Origin of the sequence: Pseudomonas sp. L7 (assembly GCF_046605565.1) — a bacterium.
Taxonomy (GTDB): domain Bacteria; phylum Pseudomonadota; class Gammaproteobacteria; order Pseudomonadales; family Pseudomonadaceae; genus Aquipseudomonas; species Aquipseudomonas wayambapalatensis.
In genome coordinates, this window is the sequence record NZ_CP176784.1 from 2,406,357 (window position 1) to 2,421,419 (window position 15,063).

Consider the following 15,063-nt stretch of genomic DNA (forward strand, 5'->3'; position numbering starts at 1 on the left):
GATCATGCGCGGCCTGTGCTGCCTGGGCCTGTGGCTGTTGAGCCTGCCGGCGTTCGCCGGGCAGCCGGTGCGCTATTGCGACTACCCGGTGTACCCGCCGGTATCCTGGAGTGATGGCAAGCAGGTGCGGGGCCTGGCGCCGACGGTGGTGCGCGAGTTGTTCGCACGCCTTGGGCTGGAGGTGCAGATCGTGGTGCTGGGCAACTGGAAGCGCTGCCTGCTGGACGCGGCCGAAGGGCGGGTGGATGTGGTGCTGGCCTACAGCAGCGAGCAACGTGACCAAGGCATGCGCTTCTCCCGTGTGCCGGTGCTGCGCGAGGAGGTCGCGGTGTTCGTCAACCGCAAGCGGCCGGTACGTTTCAAGCGGCTCGACGATCTTGCCCGCTATCGCGGCGGGCTGCTGTTCGGCGAAAGCTACGGCCCGGCCTTCGACCGTTTCGTTGCCCGTCACCAGAACATCGAATGGGTGTCGTCCAGCCAGCAGAATTTTGGCAAGTTGATTCGCGGGCGCATCGATTTCGTGATCCAGGAGCGGCGCACGGGCGAGCTGTTCGTCGAGCACCTGCCCGGTGCGGGCGATATCCAGGCCTTGCCTGCGGCGCTGAGTGTCGACTACCTGCGTGTCGCAGTCTCGCGCCATAGCCCCTTGAGCCTGCGCATGGACGAGATCGACGCGCAGTTGCAGCAAATGACCGAGCGCGGCGAGATCGACAACTGGCTGCATCAGAGCGAAGTGACCTACCGCGACATGATCGCGCAACCGGCAGCTGCACGATGATCCGCCTGCGTGCCGATGGCCTGCTGCGCCGCCTGCTGCTGTTCATCCTGCTGTTCAGCCTGTGCTTCACCGTGCTGGCCAGCGCCGTGCAGCTGTATTTCGAGTACCGCCGCGAGATGCGCGATATCGACGCGCGCATGGAACTGATCCGCGCCGGTTACCTGGCGAGCCTGGAGCGCAGCCTGTGGGACCTGGACCAGGAGCAGCTCAACGTGCAGTTGCGCGGGCTGGTGGACTTCTCCGATGTGGCACGGGTGCGGCTGGACAGCAGCGACTTCCAACTGCTGCAAGGCCAGGCAGAACCTGCGGGGCCGCTGCGCATCGAACGCTTCGCCCTGGATTTCCAGCCGCCCACCGGGCCGACGAGGCACCTTGGCACGCTGGAGGTGAGCATCGACCTGGGCGCGGTGCACCAGCGCCTGTTCGCCACCGGGCTGACCAGCCTGCTGTGGATGAGCGTGTTTCTCTGCGGTTTGGCCGTGGCGCTGTCGGGGTTGTTCTATCGCCTGGTCACGCGCCATCTGCAGGTGATGGCCGAGTTCGCCCGGCGTGTCGCTGCAGGCCACTGGCAGGAGCCGCTGCGCCTGGACAAGCGCCGCTCGGCCCGGGTGGACGAGATCGATACCGTGGCCCATGCCCTGGACGACATGCGCCGGTCGATCCTGAGCGATATCGAGCGTCGCGAGCAGGACCGCCTGGCCTTGCAGGGCAAACGTGACGAATTGCAGGCCATGGTCGAGCGGCGCACCGAAAGCCTGGCGCGTGCCAAGGATGAGGCGGAGGCGGCGAACCTGGCCAAGTCGCGCTTCCTGGCGACCATGAGCCATGAGTTGCGCACCCCGCTCAACGGTATTCTCGGCATGGCCGAGTTGCTGCGTGGCAGCAGCCTCGACCCCCAGGCAAGCAGGCGTCTGGAGGCGCTGTACAAGGCGGGCGAGGGCTTGTCGGCGATCCTCAACGAGGTGTTGTTCTTTGCCCGCCTGGAAGAGGGCGAAAGCCACCCCGAACCTGTGGACTTCTCCTTGCGCCGGCTCTGCGACGAGGTGCTGACGCTGCTCGAACCCCGCGCCACGGCCAATGGCACCGAGCTGGACTGCCATGTCGATACCCGGCTGGCTGCGCATCAGTTCGGTGCCGAGCAGTACTTGCGCCAGGTGCTGAGCAACCTGCTGGCCAACGCGATCAAGTTCACCGAAGGCGGGCGGGTCAGCCTTGAGGTGCAAGTGCTGCAGGCGCAGCGCCAGTGGGTGCGGGTGCAGGTCAGCGATGACGGTATCGGCATCGCCCCGGCGATGCAGGCGCGGATCTTCGAGCGTTTTACCCAGGCCAGCGAAACCGTGGCTAGGCGTTACGGCGGCACAGGATTGGGGCTTGCAATCTGCAAGCACCTGATCGGACGCCTGGGCGGTCGGATCGGCGTGGACAGCCGCGAAGGGCAGGGCAGTTGCTTCTGGTTCGAAGTCGAGCTGCCGGTGGGGCGCGACGTCAGGGTGGAGGCCCTCATCCAAGTGCCCTCTGCAGGCCTCGATATCCTGGTGGTCGAAGATGTGGCGCTCAACCGCGAGGTGGCCGGCGGGTTGCTGGAGCGTGACGGCCACCGGGTGAGTTTTGCCGAGGACGGGTTGCAGGCGCTGGAGGCTTGCGCCGAGCGGCGCTTCGACCTGCTGCTGCTGGACGTGCACCTGCCGGGCATGACGGGTGTCGAGCTGTGCCGGCAACTGCGTGCTGGCGCCGGGCCGAATCGGCAGACACGCATCCTGGCCCTGACCGCCGGGGTGCAGCCTGCCGTGGTGCGAGGCTATCTGGACGCCGGGATGCAGGGGGTGCTGGCCAAGCCGTTGCGCCTGGACAGCCTGCGTCGTGCACTGGCGCAGGTCGAGCCGCTGCCGACAGTGACCGCCCCGGACACCGCCCTCGACCTGGCCCTGCTGCAGACCCATCGCCAGTTGCTGGGGGAGCAGAAAGTCCAGGGGCTGTTGGCTGTGTTGCGCCAAGGGCTCGACGAGCAACGCGGGGCATTGCTCGATGCACTGCGGCTCGGCGATTGCACCCAGGCTGCGGACCTGGCCCATCGCCTGGCCGGCAGCAGCGATTCGCTGGGGTTGTGCGGGTTGGCCACGACGTTGCGGCGTGTCGAGGCCGTGGCGGTGGCGCTGGACGCCCCGGCGCTTCAAGGGTTGGAGCAGCCCCTGCAGAGGGCACTGGACGAGGCACGCAGGTTGCTGGAACGGCTGATGCAGAGCGGTCGTACATAATTCTTACGACTTTTTACATCTTCGATCTTCAGCTTCAACGTCCGCTTACATCGCTTTCCAATAATCCAGGACAACCGTGTGGTTCGCGGTCCGTCAGGCTTATTGGAGATAAGAATAATGAAAGGTCCCAAAGCTCAGCCCAACGCCATTGCGGAGGTGCGTCATGTCTGAGCCCTCCGAACGCAAAGGCATCCACCTCACGCGCGCGCTCAAGAGCCGGCATATCTTCATGTTGTCGTTGGGCGGCGTGATCGGCACCGGCCTGTTCATGGGCTCCGGGGTGACCATCAACCAGGGTGGTCCGATGGGCGCAATCCTGGCTTACCTCGTGGCAGGCTTCCTGATGTACCTGGTGATGGTCTGCCTGGGTGAACTCTCGGTGCAGATGCCGGTATCGGGCTCGTTCCAGGCCCACGCGACAAAATACATCGGCCCGGCCACGGGCTTCATGATCGGCTGGGTGTACTGGATGAGCTGGGCCACCACCGTGGGCCTTGAGTTCACCGCCGCCGGCATGCTGATGACCCGTTGGTTCCCCGAGGTGCCGATCTGGTACTGGTCGGCGCTGTTCGTTGCCGTGCTGTTCGGTCTCAACGCCCTGGCCACCCGGGCGTTCGGTGAGGCCGAATATTGGTTCTCGGGGGTGAAGGTGGCGGCGATCCTGGGCTTTATCATCGTCGGCATCCTGGTCATCTTCGGCGCCATTGCGCTGACCAGCGGCGCACCGGCGCCGATGCTCGACAACCTGGTTGGCGACTCGCTGTTCCCCAACGGGCTGCCAGCGGTATTCGCGGTGATGATGACCGTGGTCTACGCCTTCCAGGGCTGCGAGATCATGGGGGTGGCGGCAGGCGAGACCGACCAGCCGGAAAAGAGCATTCCAAGGGCGGTGCGCAACGTGGTGTTCCGCGTACTGATCTTCTACGTGCTGGCCATCGCGGTACTGTCGGCCATCGTGCCGTGGCAGCAGGCCGGGCTGATGGAAAGCCCGTTCGTGCAGGTGTTCGACATGGTCGGCATCCCGTACGCGGCCGACCTGATGAACTTCGTCATCCTTACCGCCATTCTTTCGGTGGGCAACTCCGGACTGTACGCCTCGACGCGCATCCTCTGGGCCATGTCCAAGAGCGGCATGGCGCCGAAAAGCCTGTCGCCACTGAGCTCGCGCGGTGTACCGCTGCGTGCGCTGAGCATCACCCTGTGCTTTGCCCTGGTGTCGCTGATGACCAGCTTCATTGCCGCCGACACCTTGTTCATGGTGCTGATGGCGGTGAGCGGGATGTCCGGGACCGTGACCTGGATCGTCATCGCCCTGGCGCAATACCGCTTCCGCCGTACGTTCCTGCGCGAGGGCGGCAAGCTCGAGGACATCAAGTACCGCGCGCCTCTGTACCCACTGATCCCGCTGCTGTGCATCACCCTGTGCAGCTCGCTGTTCGTGTTCCTGGCACTGGATGAAACGCAGAGGCCGTCGCTGTACTGGGGCTTTGGCTTCATTGCCCTGTGCTACCTGGCGTACTTCGTGATCAACCGCAAGCGTTCGCAGACCTTGGTGCCGACGGCGCCTGGGGTTTGAATCTTCGCTGAGGCCACTGGCCTTTTCGCGGGCAAGCCCGCTCCTACAGATGTGATCTCTGTAGGAGCGGGCTTGCCCGCGAAAAGGCCCTGCGCAACACCCCAAAACCCCGATTGTTCGAAGTTGTAACAGCCCCATATCCGCCGATTGCCGCCTTGTTGAACACTCGTTTAGTATCTCGTCCAAGCCCACCCCAACCACAACAACTCGAGGCTTCCCATGACCAGCCTGTTGACCACCCTCGAAGCCGGTGTCGCCTGGATCACACTCAACCGCCCCGACCAGCGCAATGCCCTGGACATCCCCACCCTCAAGCACCTGCACAGCCTGCTCGAAGACTTCAACGCCGACCCCGCCGTGCGCGTGGTGGTGCTGACCGGCTGCGGGCGCAGCTTCTGCGCCGGGGCTGACCTTGCCGAATGGGCCGAGGCCGAAGCCCGCGGCGCCCTGGAAAGCTACGGCTGGACCGAAACCGCCCATGCCCTGATGCAGCGCCTGCACACCCTCGACAAACCCACCGTCGCCGCGATCAACGGCACCGCTGTCGGCGCCGGCATGGACGTGACCCTGTGCTGCGACCTGCGCATCGCCGCCGCTTCGGCGCGCTTCAAGGCCGGCTACACCAGCATGGCCTACAGCCCCGATGCGGGCGCCAGTTGGCACCTGCCGCGGCTGATCGGCAGCGAGCAGGCCAAGCGCCTGCTGTTCCTCGACGAGTTGTGGGGCGCCGAACGGGCGCTCGCCGCAGGCCTGGTGGGCGAAGTCTGCGCCGACGACCAACTGCTGACCGTCACCGCCGAACTCGCCTCACGCCTGGCCCAGGGCCCGACCTTCGCCTTCGCCCAGACCAAGCGCCTGATCCGCGACGGTGCCCAGCGCACCCTGGCCGAGCAATTGGCGGCGGAGCTGGCCGCCGGGCTGCTGTGCGGGCGCAGCGAGGACGGTGCCGAGGCACTGCGCGCCTCCGTCGAGCGCAGGCCCGCGCGCTTCGTCGGTAAATGACCTTCCAGCACCTCCCCAGTACCTTCTCCAGGACCATGCCAGATGAATTTCCAACTGACCCAAGAACAAGAAATGTTGGTGGAAGCGGTACGCAGTTTCGTCGCCAAGGAGCTGCTGCCCCACGAGGAAGAGGTCGACCGCGCCGACGCGGTGTCGCCCGAGCTTGCCGCGCAGATCCGCGGCAAGGCCATCGCCGCAGGCTTCTATGCCTTCAACATGCCCGAGGAAGTCGGCGGTGGCGGGTTGGACTACCTGTCCCAGGCGCTGATCGAGCGTGAGTTGTCCAAGGTTTCCTGGGCCGTGCACGTGTTCGTCGCACGCCCTTCGAAGATTCTCATGGCCTGCAAGGATGAGCAGATCAACGACTACCTGCTGCCCAGCGTGCAGGGCGAGAAGATCGATTGCTTCGCCCTCACCGAACCTGGCGCCGGCTCCGATGCCAACGCCATCAAGACTCGCGCCGTGCGCCAGGGCGACGACTTCGTGATCAACGGCAGCAAGCACTTCATCAGCCATGCCGGGCATGCCGACTTCGCCATCGTCTTCGCCGTCACCGACACCTACGAGCACAACGGCCGCAAGCGCAATGCCGTGACCGCTTTCCTGGTCGATCGCGGCACCCCCGGCATGACCATCCGCCGTGGGCCCAAGTGCGTGAGCAACCGTGGCTATCACACCTACGAGCTGTTCTTCGACGACTGCAAGGTGCCCGCCAGCAAGGTGCTGGGCGAGGTCGGCAAGGGCTGGGAAGTGGCCAACGCCTGGCTGACCGCCGGGCGGGTGATGGTCGCCGCCAACTGCGTCGGCCAGGCCCAGCGTGCACTGGACCTGTCGCTGCAGTGGTCGGCGGATCGCAAGCAGTTCGGCCAACCGATCGGCAGCTATCAAGGCGTGTCGTTCAAGCTCGCCGACATGGCCACGCAGATCCGCGCTGCGGAGCTGCTGACCCTGCACACCGCCTGGAAGATGGACCAGGGCAGCATGACCGATGGCGAGGCCGGCATGGCCAAGCTGTTCGCCAGCGAAGTGTTGGGCAAGGTCGCCGACGAAGCGGTACAGATCTTCGGTGGCATGGGCCTGATGGACGAAGGGCCGGTGGAGCGGATCTGGCGCAACGCGCGAATCGAACGGATCTGGGAGGGGACATCGGAGATCCAGCGGCACATCATTTCCCGCGAACTGCTGCGCCCTCTGTTGCGCTGATCGGGCTGGAGAACACTCATGTCGCAGTCGATTCGTGACAACCTCAAGCGTCTGCTGGCGCCGCGGCACCTGGCCTTCGTCGGTGGCCGCAGCATGGCCCGCGCCCTCAAGCGCTGCGCCGAAGGCGGGTTCCAGGGCCCGATGTGGCTGGTCAACCCGCAGCACACCAGCATCGATGGCATCCCGTGCGTGGCCAGCGTCGCCGAGCTGCCGTGCGGCCCGGATGCCGTGTTCATCGCCACCAACCGCGAGCTGACCCTGGCCTGCGTCGAGCAGCTCGCCGCGCTCGGTGCCGGCGGCGCGATCTGCTATGCCTCGGGCTTCGCCGAAAGTGGCGCCGAGGGCGAGGCCTTGCAGCAGCGCCTGCTGCAGGCGGCCGGCAGCATGGCCCTGCTCGGACCCAACTGCTATGGCCTGCTCGACTACCTGCACAGCGCCGCGCTGTGGCCGGTCGCCCATGGTGGCAAGACGGTCGAGAAGGGCGTGGCGATCCTCACCCAGAGCGGCAATTTCGCCTACAACCTGTCGATGAGCGACCGCTCGCTGCCGGTGGCCTACATGGCCTCGGTCGGCAACCAGGCGCAGCTGGGCGTGGCCGAGTTGATGGACGTGCTGCTGGACGATCCGCGCGTCACCGCCATCGGCCTGCATCTGGAAGGGTTGAAGAACGTGCCCGGCTTTGCCCGCGCCGCGCACAAGGCGCTGGAGCGCGGTACGCCGATCATCGCGCTGAAGACCGGCGTGTCGCAGATCGGTGCCGAACTTGCGCTCAGCCACACCAGCTCGCTGTCCGGTTCCGACGCGCTGTACGACGCCTTGTTCAAGCGCCTGGGCGTGATTCGCGTGAGCGGCCCGGTAAGCTTCGTCGAAACCCTCAAGGCCGCCGCTTGCGGGCAGTTGCCCCAGGGCGACCGGCTGATTGCCCTGGCCTGCTCGGGCGGTGACGCCGGGCTGATCGCCGATTATGCCGAGCGCAACCATCTGAGCCTGCCCAAGCTCGAGCAGACCCAGGTCGATGAGCTGGCCCAGGTGCTGCCCAGCTACGCCAACCTGGTCAACCCGCTGGACTTCACCACGGCCATCTGGGGCGACGGCGAGGCGCTGCAGCGCATGCTCGACAGCGCCCTGCGCAGCGACGCCGATGCGGCGATGCTGGTGCTCGACTATCCGGCGGAGTTCACCGGCGAGCGCAAGGAGTGCGACCTGCTGCTGGCGCTGTACTGCCAGGCCCTGGCGCGTCACGGCAAGATCGGCTTCGTCACCTCGGCCTTCCCCGAGCTGCTGCCGGCCAGCGCCCGTGAGCGTCTGCATGCCCATGGCATCGCGGCGTTGCAGGGCGTGGAAGATGGCCTGGCGGCCTGGGGGCGGATCGTTGAGTACCAGGCCAATCGACAGCGCCTGCTGGCGTTGGGCGAGTCCGCGCTGGTGCCGTTGTGCCCGCAGGCACTGACTGGCAAGACCCGCTTGCTGGACGAGTGGCAGTCCAAGCAGGCCCTGCGCCCCTTTGGCTTGCCGGTCCCGGACGGTCGGCTGAGCACCCCCGGTTCGGCGCTGGCCGATTCGGCCACTGTCGGCTTTCCGTTGGTGCTCAAGGCGGTCAGCGCACAGTTGCCGCACAAGACCGAAGCTGGCGCGGTGGCGCTGAACCTGCGTGATGGCCGGGCGCTCGAGGCGGCGCTGCACCAGATGCGCGAGCGTATCCATGCCCACGCGCCACAGGTGCCGTTCGATCGAGTACTGCTCGAACCGATGGCCGAGCCAGCGTTGGCCGAGCTGATCGTCGGCATCAAGCGCGAGAACGGCTTTGCCCTGGCACTGGTCATCGGGGCGGGCGGGGTGCTGGTCGAATTGCTCAAGGACAGCACCAGCCTGCTGCTGCCCACCACCGATGGCGCCATCCGCGCCGCCTTGCTCGGGCTGCGCAGCGCCGGGTTGCTGCAGGGTTTCCGCGGGCGTCCGCCGGCCGACCTGGATGTTCTGGTGGCGGCGATCCGCGCGGTGGCCGACTACGCCTGCGAAAACGCCAGCCAGTTGCTGGAGCTGGACGTCAACCCATTGATGGTCGGCGCCAATGCCACCACGGCGGTCGATGCACTGATCCGCCTGGGCCAGGCCCGAGGAGATGAACATGCATGACAAACCCTTGACCGGCGGCCAGGCCCTGGTCCGATTGCTGGCCAACTATGGCGTCGACACCGTGTTCGGCATTCCCGGCGTGCACACCTTGGAGCTGTATCGCGGCCTGCCTGGCAGTGGTATCCGCCATGTGCTGACCCGCCACGAGCAGGGCGCAGGCTTCATGGCCGACGGCTATGCGCGCATCAGCGGCAAGCCAGGCGTGTGTTTCGTGATCACCGGCCCCGGTGTGACCAATGCCGCCACTGCCATTGGCCAGGCCCACGCCGACTCGATTCCGTTGCTGGTGATCTCCAGCGTCAACCACAGCGCCAGCCTGGGCAAAGGCTGGGGCTGCCTGCACGAGACTCAGGACCAACGCGCGATGACCGCGCCGATCACCGCCTTCTCGGCGCTGGCCCTGAGCCCGGAAGACCTGCCTGAGCTGATCGCCCGCGCCTGGGCGGTGTTCGACAGCGAGCGGCCGCGGCCGGTGCATATCTCGGTGCCGCTGGATGTGCTGTCGGCAGCGGTGGCGCGTGACTGGAGCGCCGAGGTGGTACGCCGCCCTGGCCGCAGCGTGCCGGACCGCACTGTGCTGGATCAGGCGGCGGCCAGGCTGGCCACTGCCAGGCGCCCGATGATCATCGCGGGCGGTGGAGCACTGCAGGCGGGGGCCGAGCTGTCTGTACTGAGCGAGCGCCTGGCTGCACCGGTGTTCACCAGCGTGGCAGGCAAGGGGCTGCTGCCGCCTGAGGCGCCGCTCAGTGCCGGTGCGAGCCTGTGTGTGGAGCCGGGCTGGCAGATGATCGCCGAGGCGGACGTGGTGCTGGCGGTGGGGACCGAGATGGCCGACACCGATTTCTGGCGCGAGCGCCTGCCGATCAACGGCGAATTGATTCGTATCGATATCGACCCGCGCAAGTTCAACGATTTCTACCCGTGCGCGCTGGCATTGCAGGGTGATGCGCGCCTGACCCTGGCCGGGGTGCTGGAGCATCTGCCGGATATTCGCCGCGATGCCACGGCGGCTATCCATGCGGTTGCCGGTCTGCGCGAGGCGGTGAGGGCAGGGCATGGGCCGTTGCAGCGATTGCACCAGGGCATTCTCGATCGTGTGGCCGGGGCGTTGCCGGACAATGCCTTCATCAGTACCGACATGACGCAGTTGGCCTACACCGGCAACTACGCCTTCCCCAGCAAGACACCGCGCAGCTGGCTGCATCCCACGGGGTACGGAACCCTGGGCTATGGTCTACCGGCGGGGATCGGCGGCATGTTCGCCGGGGACGAGCGTCCAGGCCTGGTGCTGGTGGGGGACGGCGGGTTCCTGTACACCGCGCAGGAGCTGGCCACGGCGGTCGAGGAACTGGACCGGCCGCTGGTGGTATTGCTGTGGAACAACGATGCGCTCGGGCAGATCCGCGACGATATGCTGGGCCTGGATATCGAACCCATCGGCGTGTTGCCGCGCAACCCCGACTTCATCGGCCTGGGCCGTGCCTTCGGCTGCGCCGTGGCGCAGCCCGGCAGCCTCGATGAGCTGGAGCAGGACCTCAGGAACGGATTCGCGCGCAACGGCGTCACCCTGATCGAACTCAGGCACGCCAGCGCCCATTGATGGAGGCTTTTCATGCGTTTTTCCAAGCTGACCCAGCGCATCGCCGGTGACGGCGCTGCGGCCTGGGAGATCCACTACCGCGCCCTTGAGCTGCAGGCTCAGGGCCGCGACATCCTGCTGCTGTCGGTGGGCGACCCGGACTTCGACACCCCGGCGCCGATCGTCCAGGCCGCCATCGACAGCCTGCAGGACGGCCACACCCATTACTCCGATGTGCGCGGCAAGCATGCCCTGCGCCAGGCCATAGCCCGGCGCCACCAGCAGCGCAGCGGCCAGGCCGTCGATGCCGATCAGGTGACGGTGCTGGCCGGTGCCCAGTGCGCGTTGTTCTGCGTGGCCCAGTGCGTGCTCGATCCGGGTGACGAGGTGATCGTCGCCGAGCCGATGTACGTCACCTACGAGGCCGTGTTCGGCGCCTGTGGCGCCACGGTGGTGCCGGTGCCGGTCAAGCCCGAGCATGGTTTTCGCGTGCAGGCCGAGGATGTTGCCGCGCGCATCACCCCGCGTACCCGTGCGCTGGCCCTGAACAGCCCGCACAACCCCTCCGGTGCCAGCCTGCCGCGCAGCACCTGGGAGGCGCTGGCCGAGTTGTGCGTGGCCCATGACCTGTGGTTGATCAGCGACGAGGTGTACAGCGAGCTGTTGTACGAAGGCGAGCACATCAGCCCTGGCAGCCTGCCGGGCATGGCCGACAGGACGGCGACGCTGAACAGTCTGTCCAAGTCGCACGCCATGACGGGCTGGCGAATCGGCTGGGTGGTCGGCTCGCCAGCGTTGGCCTGCCATCTGGAGAACCTGGCGCTGTGCATGCTGTATGGCTCACCGGACTTCATCCAGGATGCCGCAGTGGTGGCGCTGGAGCAGCGCCTGCCGGAGCTTGAGGCGATGCGCGAGGCCTATCGGCAGCGGCGCGACCTGGTCTGCGCATGCCTGGCCGATTGCCCGGGGGTGAAGGCGCTCAAGCCCGATGGCGGGATGTTCGTGATGGTCGATATCCGCCAGACCGGCCTCAGCGCCCAGGCGTTTTCCAGCCTGCTGCTGGAGGAGCATGGCGTGTCGGTGCTGGCTGGGGAGGCGTTCGGGCCGAGTGCGGCGGGGCATATCCGCCTGGGGCTGGTGCTGGGGGCTGAGGCATTGACCGAGGCTTGCCGGCGGATTGCCCGGTGTGCGGCGCAGGTGCTGGAGGGCAGGGTGGTCACGGGGTGAGGCGCAGGGCCCTTTCGCGGGCAAGCCCGCTCCCACAGGTACACCGCCAGTTTCGAGAGCGGCGCTTTACCTGTGGGAGCGGGCTTGCCCGCGAAAGGGCCGGCCCTGCCTATCAACCTTCCACAGCCCCCTCAACCGGCCGATCAAACGCAACGAACAACTGGTCCGCCGTGATCGCCCCCAGGTCCAGGCGCATGTTCGCCTCGAGCATCGCAAACAGCCGGGTGAACACCTCGAACACCTTGCAGTGATCCTCCATCCCCGAAAACGGGTTGTCGATCTTCTCGGCGATCAGCGAGCTCTCCTGCACCGCGTCGTACACCTCGCGCAGGGTGATCTCGCTGGCCGGGCGGGCGAGGGTGAGGCCGCCCTGGGCACCGCGCCAGGACTTGAGAATGTTGGCCTTGACCATCTGCGAAGCCAGGCTGCGCACCCGTGTCGGGTGCACCTTGACCCACTTGGCGATGGTCTCGGTGCGCAGTTTCTGCGGCGCGTTGGCGGCCACGAACGAGAGGATGTACGAGGCGGTGATCAGACGGGTCGATTGGCTCATCGGTAGAAATCCCTGGTGAATCGCAAAGTCGGTGTCCCTGTGAAAATCCATCTTGGCAGGGGCATGCCAATGAGTCTAATGTATTTGTCACGATGACAATTACAAATATTCGATCATCGATGCCTGCGATCCTTCTTTCAGCGGTTCAACAGGGGCAATGCCATGAGCGATAAGAACAACAAGATCACTCAAGCGATGCCCGACGGCGGCCTGCCACGTCGGGAGTTCCTCAAGTACAGCGCGGCGGCGGCGACCTTCGCCGGTGCCTTCTCCCTGGGCCTGCCCATGCCGGGCTGGGCCGAGCAGGCCACACCCAAGTCTGGCGGTACCCTGCGAATGGGGCTGGCCGGGGGCAGCACCACCGACTCGCGTGACCCCGGCACCTGGGCCGACACCTTCACCTTCGTCGGCTTCTCGGCGGTCTACAACACCCTCAGCGAAATCAGCGTCGACGGCACCGCCATCCCGGAGCTGGCCGAACGCTGGGAGTCCACCCCCGATGCCAAGGTCTGGACCTTCTTCCTGCGCCAGGGCGTGACCTTCCACGACGGCAAGAGCCTCGATGCCGGCGATGTGGTCGCTTCGATCCAGCACCACCTGGGCGAGAAATCCACCTCGGCGGCCAAGACCGTCCTCGGCGATGTTGCCGTGGTGCGTGCCCAGGACGCCGCCACCGTGGTGTTCGAACTGCACTCGGGCAACGCCGATTTCCCCTATGTGGTCGCTGACTATCACCTGGTGATCATGCCCGCCAAGGACGGCGCCGCCGACTGGCAGGCCGGCACTGGCACGGGCGGCTATCGCCTCAAGCACTTCGAGCCGGGCGTGCGCATGGACCTGGTGCGCATCCCTGATTACTGGAAGCCGGGCCGGGCGCATTTTGCCAGCGCCGAGCTGCTGTCCATCGCCGATGGCGCGGCGCGGGTCAATGCGCTGGTCACAGGCCAGGTGGACGTGATCAACAAGGTCGACCTCAAGACCGTGGCGCTGCTCAAACGCAACCCGCAACTGGTGATCGAGGAAACCAAGGGCGCCCAGCACTACACCTTCCCCATGCTCTGCGACGCCGCGCAGTTCCAGGACAACAACGTGCGCCTGGCGCTCAAGCACGCCATCGACCGCCAGGCCATGCTGACCTCGGTGCTGTACGGCTACGGCCAGATCGGCAACGACCACCCGATCCAGCCCGGCAGTCGCTTCATCAACACGGCCCTGGAGCAGCGCGTGTACGACGCCGACAAGGCGCGCTTCTACCTCAAGCAGGCCGGCATGGACAGCCTCAAAGTACGTCTGCAGGCCTCCGATGCCGCCTACACCGGCGCGGTCGATGCCTCGGTGCTGTTCAAGGAGCAGGCGCGCAAGGCCGGTATCGACATCGACGTGGTGCGCGAGCCGGCCGACGGCTTTTTCACCAATGTGTGGATGAAGCAGCCGTTCACCACTTCGTTCTGGTACTCGAGCCTGACCGCCGACCGCATGTTCAGCATCGGCTATGCCAAGGGCGCGGCATGGAACGAGACGCACTGGGACAACCCGCGCTTCAACCAGTTGCTCAATGCCGCCCGTGGCGAGATGAACGCGCCGCTGCGCCAGGAGATGTACAACGAAATGCAGGCGCTGTGCCGCGACGATGGCGGCGCCATCGTGCCGCTGTTCGCAAGCTCCGTTGCGGCGCGCTCCAGGCGGGTGATGCACGGCGGCGTCACCGCACCTTACGGTGAGCTGGACGGCCTGCGCCTGATCGAGCGCTGGTGGCAGGCCTGAACCCCATTTCGTCGCGAGGACCGTACGGTGAATAGTCTCTGCAAACTGCTCGCCCAGCGCTTGGCCCTGGGCCTGCTGTCGCTGCTGGCGGTGTCGGTGATCATCTTCCTGGCGGTGGGCATGCTTCCGGGCGACGTGGCCCAGGCCATGCTCGGCCAGGCCGCAACGCCGGAAACCGTGGCTGCGCTGCGCCTGCAGCTGGGGCTGGACCAGCCAGCGCTGACGCGCTTTTTCCACTGGGGCTGGCAACTGCTGCAAGGCGACCTCGGTGTGTCGCTGGCCAACCAGCGGCCAATCGCCGAGCTGATCGGCGCTCGCCTGGGCAACACCTTCAGCCTGGCGCTGCTGGCGGCGCTGGTGTCGGTGCCGCTGGCGCTGCTGCTGGGCATGCTGGCCGCTCTGTATCGCAACAGTTGGTTCGACCGGCTGCTCAACACCAGCGCCCTGAGCGCGGTGTCGTTCCCGGAGTTCTTCGTCGCCTACATCCTGATCCTGGTGTTCGCGGTGAAGCTGGCCTGGCTGCCAAGCATCTCCAACCTCTCCCCGGATGCCTCCCTCGGCGAGATTCTGGAGCGCTCGCTGCTGCCGGTGCTGACCCTGAGCCTGGTGGTGGTGGCGCAAATGATGCGCATGACTCGCGCCTCGCTGATCAACCTGCTCGCCAGCCCCTATATCGAGATGGCCCGGCTCAAGGGCATCGGCCAGGCGCGGATCATCTTCCGCCACGCTTTGCCCAACGCCCTGGCGCCGATCGTCAACGTTGTGGCGCTGAACCTGGCGTACCTGGTGGTGGGCGTGGTGGTGGTCGAGGTGGTGTTCGTCTACCCAGGCCTGGGCCAGTTGCTGGTCGACTCGGTGGCCAAGCGCGACATCCCGGTGGTACAGGCCTGCAGCCTGATCTTCGCCGCCACCTACATCCTGCTCAACACCAGTGCCGACGTGCTGTCGATCGCCAGCAACCCGCGCCTGATGCATCCGAAGGGGTAGCCC

General features: G+C 66.3%; 11 protein-coding genes. 10 read left to right on the forward strand and 1 reads right to left on the reverse strand.

Annotated features, from left to right (window positions below; all coding sequences use genetic code 11):
- Positions 1-4: 4 nt before the first annotated feature.
- The 8 genes from ACK3BK_RS10875 to ACK3BK_RS10910 all read left to right on the forward strand — a co-directional run bounded on the left by ACK3BK_RS10875 (position 5) and on the right by ACK3BK_RS10910 (position 11,756).
- Positions 5-778, forward strand: coding sequence for a substrate-binding periplasmic protein (locus ACK3BK_RS10875; protein WP_411384282.1), 774 nt, complete (start codon positions 5-7; stop codon positions 776-778).
- A complete protein-coding gene (locus tag ACK3BK_RS10880) occupies positions 775-3,033 on the forward strand; it encodes an ATP-binding protein (protein WP_411384283.1) in 2,259 nt (752 codons plus the stop codon). Before ACK3BK_RS10875 ends, ACK3BK_RS10880 begins: the two co-directional genes overlap by 4 nt.
- A 163-nt stretch (positions 3,034-3,196) precedes the next feature.
- A complete protein-coding gene (locus ACK3BK_RS10885; protein WP_411384284.1) occupies positions 3,197-4,609 on the forward strand; it encodes an amino acid permease in 1,413 nt (470 codons plus the stop codon).
- Between the two features lie 219 nt (positions 4,610-4,828).
- Positions 4,829-5,611 carry an enoyl-CoA hydratase/isomerase family protein gene (locus ACK3BK_RS10890; RefSeq protein ID WP_411384285.1) on the forward strand — a complete coding sequence of 261 codons (783 nt, stop codon included), beginning with the start codon at positions 4,829-4,831 and terminating at the stop codon, positions 5,609-5,611.
- Positions 5,612-5,653: 42 nt separating this feature from the next.
- Positions 5,654-6,814, forward strand: a complete 1,161-nt coding sequence (locus ACK3BK_RS10895) for an acyl-CoA dehydrogenase family protein (protein WP_065863505.1) — start codon at positions 5,654-5,656, stop codon at positions 6,812-6,814.
- An 18-nt stretch (positions 6,815-6,832) separates the two neighbouring features.
- Complete coding sequence (locus tag ACK3BK_RS10900; protein ID WP_186665256.1) at positions 6,833-8,950, forward strand: acetate--CoA ligase family protein; 2,118 nt, start codon at positions 6,833-6,835, stop codon at positions 8,948-8,950.
- Positions 8,943-10,550 (forward strand): 5-guanidino-2-oxopentanoate decarboxylase, encoded by a 1,608-nt coding sequence (locus ACK3BK_RS10905; protein WP_411384286.1) that lies wholly within the window; start codon positions 8,943-8,945, stop codon positions 10,548-10,550. The genes ACK3BK_RS10900 and ACK3BK_RS10905 overlap by 8 nt, the downstream gene beginning before the upstream one ends.
- Positions 10,551-10,562: 12 nt before the next feature.
- The gene (locus ACK3BK_RS10910) at positions 10,563-11,756 is read left to right on the forward strand and encodes a pyridoxal phosphate-dependent aminotransferase (RefSeq protein WP_186708578.1); all 1,194 of its coding nucleotides are present in this window, start codon (positions 10,563-10,565) and stop codon (positions 11,754-11,756) included.
- 112 nt (positions 11,757-11,868) lie between these two features.
- Here ACK3BK_RS10910 and ACK3BK_RS10915 read toward each other — a convergent pair whose 3' ends face one another.
- Positions 11,869-12,309: an RrF2 family transcriptional regulator gene (locus ACK3BK_RS10915; RefSeq protein ID WP_063544552.1), complete on the reverse strand. Its 441-nt coding sequence runs from the start codon at positions 12,307-12,309 to the stop codon at positions 11,869-11,871.
- A 162-nt stretch (positions 12,310-12,471) separates the two neighbouring features.
- On the opposite strand from ACK3BK_RS10915, the gene ACK3BK_RS10920 reads away from it, so the two are divergent.
- On the forward strand, positions 12,472-14,073 hold the full coding sequence (locus ACK3BK_RS10920) for an ABC transporter substrate-binding protein (protein ID WP_411384287.1): 1,602 nt from the start codon (positions 12,472-12,474) through the stop codon (positions 14,071-14,073).
- Positions 14,074-14,100: 27 nt separating this feature from the next.
- Positions 14,101-15,060 (forward strand): ABC transporter permease, encoded by a 960-nt coding sequence (locus ACK3BK_RS10925; protein ID WP_186719112.1) that lies wholly within the window; start codon positions 14,101-14,103, stop codon positions 15,058-15,060.
- The last annotated feature ends 3 nt before the right edge of the window (positions 15,061-15,063 follow it).

What these genes read in the sequence shown, in the direction of transcription:
- ACK3BK_RS10875 (WP_411384282.1), top strand. Translation starts at nt 5, where the DNA reads ATGCGCGGCCTGTGCTGCCTGGGCCTGTGGCTGTTGAGCCTGCCGGCG.
- ACK3BK_RS10880 (WP_411384283.1), top strand. Translation starts at nt 775, where the DNA reads ATGATCCGCCTGCGTGCCGATGGCCTGCTGCGCCGCCTGCTGCTGTTC.
- ACK3BK_RS10885 (WP_411384284.1), top strand. Translation starts at nt 3,197, where the DNA reads ATGTCTGAGCCCTCCGAACGCAAAGGCATCCACCTCACGCGCGCGCTC.
- ACK3BK_RS10890 (WP_411384285.1), top strand. Translation starts at nt 4,829, where the DNA reads ATGACCAGCCTGTTGACCACCCTCGAAGCCGGTGTCGCCTGGATCACA.
- ACK3BK_RS10895 (WP_065863505.1), top strand. Translation starts at nt 5,654, where the DNA reads ATGAATTTCCAACTGACCCAAGAACAAGAAATGTTGGTGGAAGCGGTA.
- ACK3BK_RS10900 (WP_186665256.1), top strand. Translation starts at nt 6,833, where the DNA reads ATGTCGCAGTCGATTCGTGACAACCTCAAGCGTCTGCTGGCGCCGCGG.
- ACK3BK_RS10905 (WP_411384286.1), top strand. Translation starts at nt 8,943, where the DNA reads ATGCATGACAAACCCTTGACCGGCGGCCAGGCCCTGGTCCGATTGCTG.
- ACK3BK_RS10910 (WP_186708578.1), top strand. Translation starts at nt 10,563, where the DNA reads ATGCGTTTTTCCAAGCTGACCCAGCGCATCGCCGGTGACGGCGCTGCG.
- ACK3BK_RS10915 (WP_063544552.1), bottom strand. Translation starts at nt 12,309, where the DNA reads ATGAGCCAATCGACCCGTCTGATCACCGCCTCGTACATCCTCTCGTTC.
- ACK3BK_RS10920 (WP_411384287.1), top strand. Translation starts at nt 12,472, where the DNA reads ATGAGCGATAAGAACAACAAGATCACTCAAGCGATGCCCGACGGCGGC.